This window comes from Xanthobacter sp. NM-59 (assembly GCF_021401125.1).
Lineage (GTDB): Bacteria > Pseudomonadota > Alphaproteobacteria > Rhizobiales > Xanthobacteraceae > Xanthobacter.
In genome coordinates this window covers 162118-176580 of the sequence record NZ_JACBFQ010000004.1, presented here as the reverse complement: position 1 = coordinate 176580, position 14463 = coordinate 162118, and the positions used below count along the sequence as shown (strand labels likewise).

Below are 14463 nucleotides of genomic sequence, written 5' to 3'. Positions count from 1 at the left end.
CCATCCGGTCAGAGGACCAGCGTGCGCACGGCTGCGGCGCCCGCCCCGACGGTGGCGGAGAGCTGGCGCACCCGCACCGTGAGACTGCTCTGCACGGCGCCGAAATCCGCCAGCTCCGCGGCATTGGGGTAAGTGACCTCGGTGCTGGCGGCCGCAAGGATGCGCACCACGGTGGTGCCTGCGAGGATTTCCACCCGATAGGCCTCACTGGCCTCGCCCAGAGGCACCTCCACCACGTCCCAGCCGTCACCGTCCACACGGGTGCGGCGCGTGAAGTTGATGACGATGCCCGCCGGGGTGCGCCGCGCCTTCAGATGCACCGGAGAGAGGGGCAGCAAGGCGCTGCCGGTGACGGTGGCGCTCACCTCGGTCACGTCGTCCCCGCCATAGTCGCCGCTGGCGGGGCCGACCCGGTAGATGGAGCTGCGCCCCACGGCCGAGAGGCCGCTGGCCACGGTCACCACCGTCCCGTCCAGCAACAGCGCCCGCGTGCCCTCGGGCCAGGTTTCGGCCCCCGCCGCCTCGGTGCCCGCGCGACCGCGCAACAGGCCGGAGAGGCGGTAGGTGTTGGTATCCACCAGTTCGGCCTCGGTGAACTGGACGAGCTCCGGCGTCCGCCCATCCGCGAATAGCGCCAGCACATTGGCACCTGCCAGCACCTGGCTTTCGCTGGCCGAAACCAATTGCGAGCTGTCCACCTGCACCAGCAGGGTGTTGAAGCGGTCGAACCGCCAGGCCGGCCCCGGCGGCAGGGCCGCAAGCAAGGAGCCAAGGGCGGACGAGGCGCTGACCGCCCCCAGCGTCTCGAAACTCTCGCCATCCCCGGAGCGCCAGACGGCGAGCGTGCCCGGCCAGGGCGCGGCGGCGGCGGCAAGATATTGCAGCGGCAGCGGATCAGCAGACACCGTCGTTGGCAGGTCCAGCACCACCACCGCCGGCGGCCCCGAAACGGTGGGCACCGCGACACTGCCCGCCGGCAGGGTGTCGAGCGCAGTGTCGAACACCTCGGGCTCGATGGAACGGGCGGTGATCGCCCGCGCCTCCGCCTCCTCGACCCGGGTGATTTCCAGCAGCCGCTCGCGCCCGTCGAGGGTAAGCCGGACCACGTCTCCCGGCATCAGGCCCACATGGGACGGCGGCAGGCTGAAGCTCACCGTCTCGCGGGAGGCCCAAAGGTCCTGGAGCCACATGTCGGCGGCCCGCACCATCACATTGGGCGCCGCCACGAGAGCAAGGTCCGCCTCCGTCACATGGCGGCTGCGGCCCGCCAGGCGTCGGGACGAGACGGTGGCCTTGCGGAAATCGTGCAGCGGATCGATGAACCCGACGGTGACCTCCAGCGGCAGCTCGCTTTCCTGCGCGCGGGTCAGGGAGATGAGGGCGCCTTCATCATCGGGCTGCACAAGGTCGTCCACGCCGAGGTCTGATACCGTGCCATCGCCGCGCTGGTGGAAGACGATGCCGCCACCCTGCTCCGCCGCCTCGAAGGAGAAGGCGCGCGCGAGCGGCTCCAGCGCCGTGCGGGCGGACATGGGGTCGGCCACCACATAGCCTTCCACCACGCCCGACAGGCGCGCCGTGTCCACCTCGACGCCGAAATCCGCGCACAGGGCCCGCACCAGCCCGTCGAGGGGCGCCGAGCCCAGGCGGCCGGTGAGCCAGTGGCCGGTGTTCCAGTTGTCACCGTCGCCCCACACGTTCGAGAGCAGGGGGAATTGGGGATAGGGCCGCGCGTCCCAGGTCCACAAGAACACGCAGCCCGCCTCCACCATCCGCCCGCCATAGAGCGGCGCGGCCGGGTTGTCGGCGAGGCTCGCCCCGGCGGCCGGATCGAAGGTGGCGAGGATCGCTTCCAGCGTCCGCCGCTGCACCATGTCGTCGCGATTGCCGGTGGAATAGGGCGGCAGCGCATTTTCCGACGACTTGGCATCGGGAAAGGCGCTGGGCCGGTTCGGCCCCTTATCCACCGCGGCGCAGCCGGCCTCCATCAGGCGAATGGGCTTGCCCGCGGGCACATAAGCCGTCGGGCTCCCGGCCCGCACGCCCGCGATGCGCTCGTGATGGACATTGGCCCACCACGACCACAAATCCTTCTGGCGATAGACCCAGGGCTCGCCATAGGCGCCGTCGGTGATGGGGGTGCGCCTTTGGGCGTCGCGGTCCGCATCGCTCGCATAGAACCAGTCGAAAGCCTCACCCGCCCGCAGCCGCCCCTTGAGATAGGCCGGATCGGTGATGGCGCGCGCCAGCCCCGCGTCCAGATGGGCGGAGCCATCGCGCCAGTCGGTGATGGGCGGGTAATAGTCGATGCCCACGAAATCGACCGCCGGCGAGGCCCACACCGCATCCAGCGGAAACCGCACATCGCCATCATCAAAGGCCTGGGCGCCATACTCGGTCCAGTTGGCGCCGTAGGACACCTGCGTGCCCTCCCCCACCACCGCCTTCACATCCTCGGCGAGGGCCGCGAGGGCCGTGGCGGCGGGGAAGCCGCCGTCGCCGCCACGCAGCCGCGTCAGGGCCTCCATCTCGGAGCCAACGAGGATCGCCTCCACCCCGCCAGCCGCGACCGCCAGGTGGGCATAATGCAGCACCATGCGGCGCAGGCTCCACTCCGCCGCGCCCAGATAGAGCACGAGGTCGCCCAGGCGCAGGAAATCCGTCGCCCGCGCGGCGCCGAACAGGGCCTCCACCTGGTCCGCGCACGCGCTGGTGCCCTCCACCGATCCGGCGCGCCCCGGCGCGGGATCGCACACGATGCGGCCCCGCCAGGGATGGGGCGGCTGGCTGCTCGCGCCGCTCCAGGGGTCCGGCAGCGTGTTGGTGGACGGAATATCCATCATCACGAACGGGTTGAGCGTCACCTTCACCCCCGCCGCATTGAGCCGGCGGATGGCGCGGATAACGGTGAGGTCAGAGGGCGTGCCGCCATAGGCCGCGCGGCCGTCATAGCGGGACACGGCCGGCAGCAGCAGGCGCGTGAAGCCGCCCACCGACCACTCATCGGGAAAGGTGGACTTCAAGGCGCGCTCGCATTTGGGACGCACGCGGCAGTGGCCCGCCCTGAGATCGTCGCCGAACCACGCCACCACCAGCGACACCCGCTCCAGGTTCGGGCAGGCCGCCAGAAGCTGCTCGACGGCCGCGTTGAAATCGCTGGCGGCGGTGGAGACATGGCGGGCCTCCGGACCGTAGCTGCCGCCGCCATAGACCTGGATGGTGGCCATGGTGTCGTAGCCGAACTCGGTGGCGCCGGGGATGAGGGTGACCGCCCGCACCTGCTGTTCCAGGTCGCCCACGGCACGTTCCACTTCCACGGTGATCTGCGGCAGGCGATTGCCGAAATCGGTTAGCTCGAGATTTTCGAACACCAGATAGGCGATGCCGCGATAGGCGGGGGTTCCGGCGCCGCCCTGCTTGGCCGAAATCCACGTATCGGCCGCCTGCGTCTCGCCACCCAGGTGCCGGCGGATGGACAGGCCGGCCAGCTCCAGGAGCTTGCCATCGGCCCAGATGCGGCCGATGCGGGAGATGGGCCCCTCGCACAAGGCGACCGCGAAATTGGCGTAATAGGTGTAGGTGACGGCGCTGGACTTGGCCGAGAGGCTGCCGCCCTTGCCGCCCACGGACTGGCTGCTGGTGCTCTTGATCTCGGTGAGGCGGGTGGCCCAGATGACCTGCCCGGACAGGCGCGCGCGGCCATAGAGCCGGGGGATGGACGCCCCGGGCGTCGAGGCCATCACCTCCAGGTCGCTGAGGCGCGTGCCCTCGCTCGACGCGGTGCGATTGCCGCCCAGGAGGGTCTGATCGAGCACCGCGCCGCCGAGCGCGCCCAGTGCCCGCCCGGCCACCGCACCCAGGGGGCCGAACAGCGCGCCGCCCACCAGCCCTCCGGCCGCGCCGAGAAGCAGGGTCGCCATGACAGATCCTCGCAATGATGGAGAAAAGGAGAGCAGCCGTCGCCCGGTCACGCCTCGGGATCGGCAAGGCCGGGAAAGCGGAACGCAAAGGCCAGGCGCCGGCGCCACCACGGGGTCAGCGCGGTCTCGCACACGTTTGCGCCGTCATAGGCGTGGATCATCTGGCCGCCGCCACTCAAAATGGCCGCGTGCTTGGCCGGCAGATGGGCGCGGAAGCGGAACAGGACCACATCGCCGGGCCCGGCCTGCGACACATCGAGCGGCACCAGATGGCGCCGCGCCGTGTCCGCCAGGGTCTCGCGCCGGCTGGCCTCCGCCCAGTCGGGCGCATAGGGCGGAAGCGGCTCCGGCTCCGGGCCCACGCACGCGCGCCACACGCCGCGCACGAGGCCCAGGCAATCGGCCCCCCGCCCCTTCAGCGAGGCGCGATGGCGGTAGGGAGTGCCGACCCAGTCGCGCGCTTCCGCCACCAGCACGTCACGGGTGAGATGGCGGCTCATTCCAGCAGGCTCCCATCATATCCCCCCTCCCCGGACAGCGCGACGGAGATGACGAAATCGTTGCCCGGCATATGGGGAAAGCCGCGGAAGTTCAGGGCATTGGCGAAGCGGTCACGGCAGGTGGCGAACTGCTTGTCGCAACCCGCGCTCACACGCACGCGGTCCCCCGCCGCCACCGCGAACGGCGGGCGCTGCCACAGGCGCAGCACGGCGAGAGCGCCATTCCGCGTGTGGCCCTTGATCTCGGTGGCGAAGCCGGAATTGGCGCCGTCCGTGAACTCCAGCCGCCCGCGCGCCAGCGTCTCCGCAGCGAAGGCGGAAACACCGGCCACGGTCAGGCGCAGCGCCCCTTCCACCGCGCTCACGGTGCCGACGCCCGTGTGGGCGACAAGGTCCAGCCCGCACCGCGCATCTCCGAAATCCGCGTCGCAGCGGGTGCCGAACACGCGCCCGCGCTTCTGGTTCAGCGCATCGGTCAAGGCGCGGATTTCCGCCGTGAAGCGGCCATCCTCCCGCTTCACCTCGCCGATGGTGCCCCGGCGCAGGAGAAGGCGCATGGCCGGATCCGACCAGTTGAGCAAATAGAGCTCGATATCCGCGCCGTCATAGAGCCCCGCAGCGAGATCATCTTCGCTCAGCGCATCGGCCGTGAGGGCGCCGGAGAGCTCGCTGCCGGTCACCGCCAGCCCCTCCGCGGCGGCGCTTTCCGACGAGGCGATGCCGGAGGCGGCCTTCAGCATCAGGCCGTCGAACAGAAGATCGCGATCATGATCGGTGAAGCCGAGCACGGTGCCGTCGCGCCGCGTGAGCCGCCAGCCGTGGCACAAGGTGGTGGCGCCGCCCGCCAGATGGGTGGCGAGCGCCGGGTCCAGGGTGCGCATGGCATCCTCCAACGTCTTGGGAAAATTCAGATCCGGATCTCGATGACCGGAATGCGCGGGATTTCGCCGGCCGCGAAGGCGGAAAGGTTCACCTCCAGGAAATCGGTGTCGAAGCGCACCGGCACATCGAACAGGAAGCCCGCCGTCACCACCGCTCCGGCCGACGGAACATGGCCGTCGAGGAAGAGGATGCGCCCGCTGCCGGCATCCAGCGAAAAGGCCGCGCCGGACGCCTGTTCGACCCCGTCCACCGCCACGCGCACCGTGCCGGCGACCGGCTTGGAAATGGGGCGCGCATAGGGCGCATGGAGGGCGCCATAGGTCTTCGTGAGGGCGAAGCTGGCGGTGGCGCCATCGCCAACCGCCAGCGGCTGGTCAAGGGGGCTCGGCGCCGCGCCCGGCGGGGCCGAGCTGTGGTCCAGCCGGTCGCGCCAGCGGAAGCCATAGAGGCGCCCCCGCCGCTCCTCGAAAAACGCCACCACCTCGGCCAGGGCGGCAAGGGTTTTCACCCCATAGCCGGCATCCCAGCGGCGGCGCGAATCAGCGAGCCGTGTGTTGCGTTCCTCGCGCCCGGTGGCCGTGGTGATCACCTGCGTGACCCGCTCGGGACCGCCGGAGGCCCCAAGCGCCACATCCATGGGAAACAGAACGTCATGGAAGGCGGCCATTTGATCCCTCCCATCCCCAATTCTTCACCCCAGCCAATAGAAACAGCCTTGACATAGTTTTATCCCGCGCCTTGACTTTCATCGCCTCGATGAGGATGGAGCAGATGCATGGCTACGAAGCCCGCGAAGAAGCCTGCGGCTGCGGCTGAAGAACCGGCCGCGACGAAGGCGGATCCGGTCAAGGCAGCCCCGGCAGCCAAGACCTCAGTGAAGACCGCCTCCGTGAAGACCGCCGCCACGGCCGCCGTTAAGAAAACCGCGACCACGAAAACTGCGACCACGAAAACTGCGACCGAGAAAGCCGCGATCGAGAAGCCCGCGACGAAGCCCGTCGCCAAAACGATTGCCAAGCCGACCGCGACGAAGGCTGCGGCCTCCAAGGTCAAGGTCGCGGAAGCCGGCGCCCCCGCCGCAATCAAGCCGGCAGCTGTGAAAGCCGCCAAGGCCCCCACCAGCAAGGAAGCCGCCCCGAAAGCGGCAACCACCAAGCCCCTCGCCAAGGCCGCAGAGCCTGCCAAGGCTGCTGCTGCCAAGGCCGCCCCCGCCAAGGCGACTGCCGCGAAGGCAACCGCAGCCAAGCCCAGCGCGACCAAGGGCGCTAAGGACGGGATGACCGCCAAGGCCGCCGCGGCGAAGACTGTCGCCACCAAGGCCCCGGCCTCCAAGGCCGCTCTGGCGAAGGAAGCTCCTGCGGAGCCCGCCACCGCCCCGACAAAGGCCAAGGTCGCCCCCAAGGCGAAAAGTGAGCTCGCCAAAGTCGAGCCTGCGAAGGCTGGGGGGGCCAAGTCGGCGGCCTCGAAGCCGGCTGCGACCAAGGCCGCGACCACCAAGCCCGCTGCCGCGAAGGCACCGGCTGCCAAGTCGTCAGCAGCCAAGTCGTCAGCGGCCAAGTCCCCAGCCTCCAAGGCAACTGGCGCAAAGCCTGCCGCGGCCAAGTCGGCACCTGCCGAGTCATCCCCTGTAAAGTCGGCCCCTGCGAAGTCGACATCCACAAAGTCGGAAGCCGCCAAGCCTGTGGCGACCAAGCCGGCGGAGCCCAAGGGCGAGGCGACGAAGAAGGCCGCGTCGGTGAAAAAGCCTGTCGAAGCGAAGGCTGAGCCGTCCCCCGCGAAGAAGGCCGCGCCCAAGACCAAGGCGAAGGCCGCCGCCAAGGCGTGACACACCGGCCGCGCAAGGCCGGCGGAAGCAGAACACGTAATGACGCCTCGGGATCATTCCCCGAGGCGAGAAGTCGCTCGTGACAGCTTCGCATTCGTGCGGTGGAGGGCGCAGCTTTCAGCCCCTCCCCTCCCGCAAAGGCAGCATTGGTGAGGGCGCAGGCCTGTGCCATAGTCGCTCGGCAGGATAGAGGCATTCCCAATGCGCGCCCGCCGGGGCCGACTGAAGGGCCTGTCGCAAATCCAAGCTTCAAGCGATGTGGCGGGAGCGATGGGGCGCCACCGGCTCCGCAAGGGCCGCGCCCCCGCGGCGCATTTTGAAGGCTGTGGTCCACCATGTTGTCATCTGCCTCACCCGCGTCTTCCATCGCCGCCGGCCAACTGGGGAAGCGCACAGCGGCTTGGCGCACGGGAACCTTCGCCGCAGGCCGGCCATGCCTGTTCACGACCGCGTATGCGGTTGCGATCACGGCCACCCTCATCGCCGCGTCCGGCGCGGCCTATGCGCAGAAGGCTCCCACCAAGAGCGCGGATTGCGCAGCGCTGGGCGAGGGCTTCATGAAGATGCCCGGCTCGGATACCTGCGTGCGCATGCAGGGCGCGGTGCGGATGGATGCGGGCAGCGGGCGCAGCGTGTCCAACACGGGAAGCTTCGGCAACAGCGCCACTGAGCTCGGCAGCAGTTCGTCCAACAGCTCCCAAGGGTCGACATCTGATCCCTGGAGGCAGGCGCGCTAGGACCCTTCCCCGTGTCCTGGAACAAGGGAAACGCCGGATCTTATTGAGCGAACGCGCTTTCTTGATGCGAGCCGCGCCCCCATAACTCGAAACCGCGCTCAGGGCACCGTCAGGCTCCCCGCTGCGCGCGCCCTACGGCCCGCGCCACCAGGCCGGAAAGATAGGCGTCGGAGCGGCGAAAGGCCGAGAGATCCGGCGTCGCCACATTCACCGTCACCTGCGCCCGCGCGCCTCCCTCCACCTGTCGCACACCCAGGCTGCCATCGGCGCCACGGGTCAGGGGCATGATGGCTTCCGCGCCCTTCTCACCCATCAGGCCGAACGACGCCCCGCTGAGCGGAAAATAGGTGGGCGCCGCCACCACGCCGCCACGGGCGAAGGGGCGAACGCGCGCCTCGGAAAGCGGCGCCGCCCCCTGCCCCACCCCACCCGAGAACACGCCGCCCGAGAACACGCCGCCTTTGGCAAAGGGCAGCACCGCTCCCCCCTCAAACACCCCACCCTTGGCGAAGCCCAGCCCGCTCGTGGCGCCGGACAGCAACGCGGTAAGCCCGCTCTCCAGGGGTTTCAGCGCGGCGGTCAGCGCCATGTTGGAGAGCCGCACCCCGAGCTGCTCGATGACCGTGCTCAGGTCCTTGCCCTTCACCACCAGGCCGGTGAAGGCGGAGCCGAGGGCGCTGGCCAGCCCCTTGGCTGAAACCTCCATCTCCCCCAAGGCGGCCTTGGCCTCCCGCGTATCGACGGATACGGCGATATCGACGGTCTCGCTCATCCTTATGTCCTTTCACGGCGGTAGCCCCCGAAGCGCGCGCATCGGGGCCTCGATTTCAGAGCGGGCCCGACGGCGCATCGGGAAAGCGGGCCATCAGCGCCGCGAGATCCGCGCGGCGCAGCACGGCCGGCGGGCGCGGGGAAAGCACGCCGGCCGCCGCCGCCAGCTCTCGCGGTGTCATGCGCCAGAAGTCCTCCGGGGGCAGCCGCAGGATGCCCAGTCCCAGCCCCATGGCCTCGTCCCACGGAAAGGCGCGGGGCTCGGTGGGGGGCCGGGTCAGGCCTCCTGCGGCGGCGGAGGGGGGAGAGCGGCCTCCGCCGCGCCGAACGTGGCTGCGAGCAAGGCGGCGACGATGCGCACGAAGCCAGCGGCGCCGTCCTCCACCCGCATGCGTTCCACATCGGCCAGCGTCACGTCCTCTCCCGCGCCGCGCAGGCCGGCGCACAGAATGCGCGCGGCGTCGCGGGCGCCGAGGCGGCCACGCTCGAAACGCTCGGCCAGCGCCATGAGATCGGCCACGCCGAAGGCGGCCTCAAGCTCCGCCAGCGCGCCGAGGGTCAGCACCAGAACGCGCGGCCGGCCGTCCATGACGGCCGCGATCTCGCCGCGTCGGATATTGGCCATGGTCATGTCCTCCGAACGTGATCTCACAGGGCGGCGAAGGCGATCTCGCCAGCGCTCTCCAAGGTCAGGTCGAAGGTGACCTCACGGTCATGCTCGGCCGCGATCTCCAGGGCGGTGACCTGAAAACTGCCGGTGATGGTGCCGAAGTCGGGCACCAGGATCTGGCAGCTCGCCAGCGCGCCGTTGAAGAACATCTGCCGCACCAGCGCATCGGACGCGGCATCCTTGAACACGCCCGATCCCGAGACGCTCGCGCGCTTGACGCCCGCGCCATCCAGCAGCTCGCGCCAGCGGCCGGCGGATTCCGAATGGGTCACGTCCACACTCTGCGCGTTGAAGGCGAGCGTGCGCGAGCGCAGCCCCGCCACCGTCACGAAGGCCGTGCCGTCGTGGATCTTCAACAACAGGTCCTTGCCCTTCTGCGCACTCATGGCGATCTCCGATGGGTAGCCGGCCCCCTTCCGCCCGACCGGCTTCGGATCGCGGCGGAAAGATGCGTGGCTTCAAGTGGTTGGAAGTGTGGGGCGTATAGCCGCCCGAGCTTCACACAGGCTCGGTGACGGCGCGGAACCGCACCAGGGCGTGAAACGTGCGCCCATCCTTCTCGCGCACCACCTCGCTGGTCGTGGCGCGCAGATTGGCCAGCCGATGGCCCTGGAGGGAGAGAGGCGCATCGTGCAGCGCCTCCTGCACGGCGGCGGCAAGGGCGAAGGCCTCGCCCCGCCCACCACTGCGGGAGAAAGCGTGCAGGGTCAGCGCATGCTCGGTACCGGCCTCCGTGGCCGTGGACCAGTCGCTCACCACAGCCTCGCCGAGGGCGACGAAAGGAAAGACCGCATCCTTCGGCGGCACGTCATGGATGCGCGCGCCGCCAAGCAGCGCCACCAGCGGAGCGTCGGCGCACAGGGCCGCATGGATGGCCTTGCGCAGGCTCAAGGCGGGGCTCGTCAGCGGCACGCTCATGGCGTCGTCCCCTCCGGGGTCGGGGCGGGCTGCGCTGGCCGGCGCGTGAAAGCGAGGCGCACGCGATCGAGCACCGGGTCTCCCGCATGCGCCGCATCACCCCGCACGCGATCGAGCACGGCGGGGTCGGTGACCCGCACCAGCGGGCGCGATGGGGTGCCGGCCTGCTGCGGGGCGGCGCCGGTCGCCGTGGCAATCTCCCGTGCAAGCGCATCGGAGGCCTGGCCAGCGACCTTTTCCGCCACCGGGGGAAGAACCTGCGCGGCAAGGCGCGCGGCCAAGCCCTCGACGCCGCGACTGGAAATGCTCACCTTCATGGCTGCTCCTCCCGGCAGCGGCAGAGGGAGAAGCGCCCGCGCCCATCCGCATCCCGCACCGCCTCCACATGGAACGTCCGGGTGCCCAGCAGCAGCCGATCCCCGGGCGCGATGGTGTTGGGCGAGCGCACCGTAATGCGCACGACATGGGACGCGCGGGCGCGCTCCTCGCCGATGCCGAACTCGGTAGACGCCGTCTCCACCGCCCCCCACAGCCGATCCACGGACAGGAAGGTGCGGGAGATGCCGCCGGCGCCGTCGGCGGTGTCCACATAGGTCTGGTGCGTCAGGCGCTGACGCAGGGCCGCCACCGCGCTCACAGCCGCACCAAGCGGTAGGGCGCCAGCAGCGCGCCGACGGTGTCGGGCAGTGACAAGGCGTCGCCCGAGCCGTCGCGGAACTCATAGAAATGCGCCATCACCAGCCGCACCGCCTGCATCAGGTCGGCCGGCACGGCGGCGGCGGTCGCGCCATAGCCGGCGGTGATGGTGATCGCGATGCCGCCCGCTCCCGGCTGCGGCGCGCGGGCGAGATCCACATGGATGAGCGCGGGCGCGCGATCCGCCTTCAGGCTGAGCACCCCTTCGGGCACCTCCACCGTGTGCCCATCGGCCAGGGACACGATTGCGGAGACGATCGTGCGCACCGGGGCCACGGGGGCCGGAATGACGCCGCTGAGCGGCCAGGCCTCACGGCCAAAGCACCAGGTCTGCTCCAGCAGCACGCGGCCCGTGGCCGCCTCCACCATGCGCCGGGCGGCGACGATGAGGGCATCGACCAGCGCATCCTCGTCGTCATGGTCGATGCGCAGGAAGGATTTCGCCTCGGCGCGGGTCAGCGGCTCGGCGGCGGGGCCGGCGAGAAGTTCTGCCATGCTCGGTCTCCATTGAGATTGAACCTGCGCGGCGCCATTGACGGTGGGGAGCCGGAGCGGCAGAACGCGCCCATGATCGGCTTTGCTCCCCTGCGCGCGTCCTGCGCCGTCGTCCTCCTCGCGGCCACCATCGGCGCCGCGCTTCCCGCGCGGGCCATGGTGGGCGGCGCGCCGGCCGACCCCACCCTGGAGGCGCACGCGGCCATGGTGGTTTCCACCCGCGGCGCGGTCTGCACCGGCACCGTCCTGGCGCCGGACCTGCTGCTGACCGCCGCTCACTGCGTGGAGCCCCAGGCGGACTATGCGGTGGCCATCGTGGGTGAGGGTCCGCCCCGGCTGATCCCGGCGGCGCGGGTCGAGGTGCATCCGCGCTTCAACGCGGACCAGTTCCGCACCCGCAGGCCCACACCCGACCTCGCCCTCGTCAAGCTGGCATCGCCGCTGCCACCGCGCTTTCACCCGGTGGCGCTCACCGCCGCCACGGGGCTGCCGGCCAAGGGCACGCCCTTCACCCTCGCCGGGTTCGGTGTGACGGCGGACGGCGCCACCAAGACCGCCGGCACCCTGCGCACGGTGAACCTGCCTTCCATTGGCACCACCGGGGGCATCATGGTGCGCCTTTCAGCGGGCCAGGGCGCGGCCGGCGCCTGCACCGGCGATTCCGGCGGCCCGGCCTTCCAAGACGGGACGGTGGCCGGCGTTATCGGCTGGGCCACGGGACCCGGCGGCACACGCGGCTGCGGCGGCGTCACCGGCGTGACGCTGGTGTCCATCCACCGCGATTGGATCACCTCCACCGCCGCTGCCCTCGGCAGCCCCATCGGCCGCTGACCATGGCCGCGGCGTCGCCCCTTCCCATGCGGACGGCGCGCCGCGGTATTGCCGCCGGCCTCCTGCTGCTCGGCGCGCTGGCGGGCACTCCCGCGCCGGCCGAGGCGCAAGCGGTCGACGGCCTCGCGAATGATGCTCCCCAGCCGCCCATGACAGCACCCCCGCCCTCCGGATCTCCCGGCAGCGGCGACACGGCCAAAGGCGAAACCATCGATGGCGCGCTGTGCCGCCTGATCGACGGCGCGGCGGCGCGGAGCGGCCTCCCGGCCACCTTCCTCACGCGGCTGATCTGGCGTGAAAGCTCGTTTCGCCCCCATGTGGTGAGCCGCGCGGGCGCCCAGGGCATCGCCCAGTTCATGCCGGGCACGGCGCGGGAGCGCGGCCTCTCCAACCCGTTCGACCCGGAAGAGGCCATTCCCGCCTCGGCGGCGCTGCTGGCCGATCTGCGGCGGCAGTTCGGCAATCTCGGCCTTGCGGCGGCGGCCTATAATGGGGGGCCGGGCCGCGTGTCAGCCTTCCTGGCCGGCGGCGGCCTGCCCCGCGAGACCCGTGCGTATGTGCGCCTCATCACCGGCCGCACCGCTGACGACTGGGCCGCCCTGAAACGGAGCGGGGATGTCCCGCCCGAAGAAGCGGACGCGACCTGCCTCGTCACCCTCGCCAGCCTGCGCCAGGGGACGCCCGCGCCCGATGCCGGGCCCAATGCCCTCTTCGCACCCTGGGGCGTGCAGATCTCCGGAAACTTCTCCAAGGATCTGGCTCTGTCATCGTTCCAGCGCGCGGCGGGCAAATATCAATCGGTTTTCGGCGATGCGGTGCCGGTGATCGTCGCCACCCGCATGGCGGGCCGCGGTGCGCGCACCTTCTATCGCGTGCGCCTGCCGGCCCAGACGCGGTCGGAAGCCAACGCCCTGTGCACCCGCCTGCGCAAGGCCGGCGGCCCCTGCATCGTGCTGCCGAACTGAGGGCTCAACGGCGCCCGCCTCCGGCCTCGCCCAGGTCCCACCCCTTCCAGGAACGCGACGCCGCGCACAGCCATTGGCATCACCATCCTCCGCCCGAGGCGACCGCGGCGCTCCGCGCCAGCGGCGTTGCGATGCCCCCGCGGCATCCGCGGCGGCCATGCCTTGGGGTGCAGATTCATAACCAATGGCTGACTGTCGCGGCAATGCAGGCAGCAGTGGGAAAGTTGACGGCCAGACGGTGGTAGCGGATCGCGATACGCCGCAGGTCCTTCAGGCACTACAACATAGGTTCGATGACGTTGCGGTCGCGGTACAGCGCCACAGAGAAGCAGGGTCTCCAACGCCGGTGGGCATTGGCGGGATGTTCGGCATGGAACGCGCCTCGTGCACCTGAGGGCGAACCGCGTTGCTGTCATAGCCTTTGTCCCCATACATGATGCGGGCATTCGGCATCTGCTGGAGCAACGTCGCCGCAGCCATGCAATCGGCCACCGGGCCGCCGGTGAGCAGAAAGGCGACAGACCGGCAGCTAAGCTCGGTCAGCACGTGAATCTCGGTCGTGCGCCCCGCCAGGGGAGCGGACGATAGCCGGCGCGCGCTCCCCTTTCCCGCCCGAGGCCGAGCGGTGGTCCTTGACGGCGGAACTGTCGATCAGAACTCGCGCAGGCGGCCCGCCGGCTCCGGTGAACGCGTGGAAGTCGCCCCCTAAGGCGACCCGGCGGGCACAGCGGTTGTACGGGTTTTGCGTGGGCCCCAGTCGACCGAGGCATCGACCCAGCGTCCGCCGGATTTCAGGACAAGAATAATCCCGCTGACCACCCTGCGGTCCTCGACACGAGGTAGCCCGCACGTGTCCTTCGGCAGATGGGGTTCAGTCCGCGCGAACTGCGCATCCGTTAGCGAGAAAAGGCCCCAGTTCATCTCGCCTTCCCTTCGGAAGCCGTGAAACACGACCCGGGCCCAACAACGAACCGTTTATGGGCCCACACCCCAGGAGTGCGCGAAGAGCCGCGCGAACATCCCTTTTGATTTCACCAGGAGCTACCCCCTCAAGTGAGCAGCGCAAGACGCACCCGCAGCCACCGGCCCGAGCGGCTTCGAGCCACTGAGGCGGGCGCCGTGCGAGCGGCGCGGCAATGCCCCCGATCATGCGCACCCATCCGCGCCGGTGAGATCGCGGGAGAAGAGGGCAAAGCGGCCCCGCCTTTCCTCATGCGTCCGCCCCAGATCGGCCATACCGCACGCGGATCCTG

General features: G+C 70.3%; 16 protein-coding genes and 1 pseudogene. 4 read left to right on the top strand and 13 right to left on the bottom strand.

All coding sequences use genetic code 11. From position 1 onward, the window contains the following. Positions 1–8: 8 nt before the first annotated feature. Genes L0966_RS10355 through L0966_RS10340 form a run of 4 tightly spaced genes read right to left on the bottom strand, consistent with a single transcriptional unit; the run spans position 9 to position 5969 of the window. Positions 9–3920 (bottom strand): glycoside hydrolase/phage tail family protein, encoded by a 3912-nt coding sequence (locus L0966_RS10355; protein WP_234051821.1) that lies wholly within the window; start codon positions 3918–3920, stop codon positions 9–11. A 47-nt stretch (positions 3921–3967) separates the two neighbouring features. Further along, positions 3968–4420, bottom strand: coding sequence for an NlpC/P60 family protein (locus tag L0966_RS10350; RefSeq protein ID WP_234051820.1), 453 nt, complete (start codon positions 4418–4420; stop codon positions 3968–3970). Next, positions 4417–5301: a DUF2163 domain-containing protein gene (locus tag L0966_RS10345; RefSeq protein WP_234051819.1), complete on the bottom strand. Its 885-nt coding sequence runs from the start codon at positions 5299–5301 to the stop codon at positions 4417–4419. Before L0966_RS10345 ends, L0966_RS10350 begins: the two co-directional genes overlap by 4 nt. Positions 5302–5327: 26 nt before the next feature. After that, positions 5328–5969, bottom strand: a complete 642-nt coding sequence (locus tag L0966_RS10340; protein WP_234051818.1) for a DUF2460 domain-containing protein — start codon at positions 5967–5969, stop codon at positions 5328–5330. Between the two features lie 108 nt (positions 5970–6077). On the opposite strand from L0966_RS10340, the gene L0966_RS10335 reads away from it, so the two are divergent. After that, positions 6078–7127, top strand: a complete 1050-nt coding sequence (locus tag L0966_RS10335; RefSeq protein ID WP_234051817.1) for a hypothetical protein — start codon at positions 6078–6080, stop codon at positions 7125–7127. Between the two features lie 335 nt (positions 7128–7462). Continuing rightward, positions 7463–7864 (top strand): porin, encoded by a 402-nt coding sequence (locus tag L0966_RS10330; protein WP_234051816.1) that lies wholly within the window; start codon positions 7463–7465, stop codon positions 7862–7864. A gap of 109 nt (positions 7865–7973) precedes the next feature. Here L0966_RS10330 and L0966_RS10325 read toward each other — a convergent pair whose 3' ends face one another. The 8 genes from L0966_RS10325 to L0966_RS10290 form a co-directional block, all read right to left on the bottom strand. Next, entirely contained in the window at positions 7974–8636 is a 663-nt protein-coding gene (locus L0966_RS10325) for a phage tail tape measure protein (RefSeq protein ID WP_234051815.1), read from the bottom strand. Positions 8637–8691: 55 nt separating this feature from the next. Continuing rightward, on the bottom strand, positions 8692–8916 hold the full coding sequence (locus tag L0966_RS10320; protein WP_255683959.1) for a rcc01693 family protein: 225 nt from the start codon (positions 8914–8916) through the stop codon (positions 8692–8694). Next, positions 8913–9260: a gene transfer agent family protein gene (locus tag L0966_RS10315; RefSeq protein ID WP_234051813.1), complete on the bottom strand. Its 348-nt coding sequence runs from the start codon at positions 9258–9260 to the stop codon at positions 8913–8915. The genes L0966_RS10320 and L0966_RS10315 overlap by 4 nt, the downstream gene beginning before the upstream one ends. Positions 9261–9283: 23 nt before the next feature. Then, positions 9284–9691, bottom strand: a complete 408-nt coding sequence (locus L0966_RS10310; protein WP_234051812.1) for a phage major tail protein, TP901-1 family — start codon at positions 9689–9691, stop codon at positions 9284–9286. A gap of 112 nt (positions 9692–9803) precedes the next feature. Next, complete coding sequence (locus tag L0966_RS10305; RefSeq protein ID WP_234051811.1) at positions 9804–10223, bottom strand: DUF3168 domain-containing protein; 420 nt, start codon at positions 10221–10223, stop codon at positions 9804–9806. Further along, positions 10220–10540: a hypothetical protein gene (locus L0966_RS10300; RefSeq protein ID WP_234051810.1), complete on the bottom strand. Its 321-nt coding sequence runs from the start codon at positions 10538–10540 to the stop codon at positions 10220–10222. The genes L0966_RS10305 and L0966_RS10300 overlap by 4 nt, the downstream gene beginning before the upstream one ends. Beyond that, the gene (locus L0966_RS10295; RefSeq protein ID WP_234051809.1) at positions 10537–10860 is read right to left on the bottom strand and encodes a head-tail adaptor protein; all 324 of its coding nucleotides are present in this window, start codon (positions 10858–10860) and stop codon (positions 10537–10539) included. Before L0966_RS10295 ends, L0966_RS10300 begins: the two co-directional genes overlap by 4 nt. Further along, entirely contained in the window at positions 10857–11414 is a 558-nt protein-coding gene (locus tag L0966_RS10290; protein ID WP_234051808.1) for a head-tail connector protein, read from the bottom strand. The genes L0966_RS10295 and L0966_RS10290 overlap by 4 nt, the downstream gene beginning before the upstream one ends. Before the next feature lie 72 nt (positions 11415–11486). Here L0966_RS10290 and L0966_RS10285 point away from each other — a divergent pair, with 72 nt between their 5' ends. Beyond that, complete coding sequence (locus L0966_RS10285) at positions 11487–12245, top strand: trypsin-like serine protease (RefSeq protein WP_234051807.1); 759 nt, start codon at positions 11487–11489, stop codon at positions 12243–12245. 149 nt (positions 12246–12394) lie between these two features. Next, a complete protein-coding gene (locus L0966_RS10280; protein WP_234051922.1) occupies positions 12395–13210 on the top strand; it encodes a lytic transglycosylase domain-containing protein in 816 nt (271 codons plus the stop codon). 175 nt (positions 13211–13385) lie between these two features. Here the strand turns inward: L0966_RS10280 and L0966_RS10275 are convergent. Beyond that, positions 13386–14131 (bottom strand): annotated as a pseudogene (locus L0966_RS10275) (IS5 family transposase). Positions 14132–14463 lie beyond the last annotated feature (332 nt).

Bases quoted from the DNA above. Each gene is read 5' to 3' on its own strand.
- L0966_RS10355 (WP_234051821.1), bottom strand. From the start codon at position 3,920: ATGGCGACCCTGCTTCTCGGCGCGGCCGGAGGGCTGGTGGGCGGCGCG.
- L0966_RS10350 (WP_234051820.1), bottom strand. From the start codon at position 4,420: ATGAGCCGCCATCTCACCCGTGACGTGCTGGTGGCGGAAGCGCGCGAC.
- L0966_RS10345 (WP_234051819.1), bottom strand. From the start codon at position 5,301: ATGCGCACCCTGGACCCGGCGCTCGCCACCCATCTGGCGGGCGGCGCC.
- L0966_RS10340 (WP_234051818.1), bottom strand. From the start codon at position 5,969: ATGGCCGCCTTCCATGACGTTCTGTTTCCCATGGATGTGGCGCTTGGG.
- L0966_RS10335 (WP_234051817.1), top strand. From the start codon at position 6,078: ATGGCTACGAAGCCCGCGAAGAAGCCTGCGGCTGCGGCTGAAGAACCG.
- L0966_RS10330 (WP_234051816.1), top strand. From the start codon at position 7,463: ATGTTGTCATCTGCCTCACCCGCGTCTTCCATCGCCGCCGGCCAACTG.
- L0966_RS10325 (WP_234051815.1), bottom strand. From the start codon at position 8,636: ATGAGCGAGACCGTCGATATCGCCGTATCCGTCGATACGCGGGAGGCC.
- L0966_RS10315 (WP_234051813.1), bottom strand. From the start codon at position 9,260: ATGGCCAATATCCGACGCGGCGAGATCGCGGCCGTCATGGACGGCCGG.
- L0966_RS10310 (WP_234051812.1), bottom strand. From the start codon at position 9,691: ATGAGTGCGCAGAAGGGCAAGGACCTGTTGTTGAAGATCCACGACGGC.
- L0966_RS10305 (WP_234051811.1), bottom strand. From the start codon at position 10,223: ATGAGCGTGCCGCTGACGAGCCCCGCCTTGAGCCTGCGCAAGGCCATC.
- L0966_RS10300 (WP_234051810.1), bottom strand. From the start codon at position 10,540: ATGAAGGTGAGCATTTCCAGTCGCGGCGTCGAGGGCTTGGCCGCGCGC.
- L0966_RS10290 (WP_234051808.1), bottom strand. From the start codon at position 11,414: ATGGCAGAACTTCTCGCCGGCCCCGCCGCCGAGCCGCTGACCCGCGCC.
- L0966_RS10285 (WP_234051807.1), top strand. From the start codon at position 11,487: ATGATCGGCTTTGCTCCCCTGCGCGCGTCCTGCGCCGTCGTCCTCCTC.
- L0966_RS10280 (WP_234051922.1), top strand. From the start codon at position 12,395: ATGACAGCACCCCCGCCCTCCGGATCTCCCGGCAGCGGCGACACGGCC.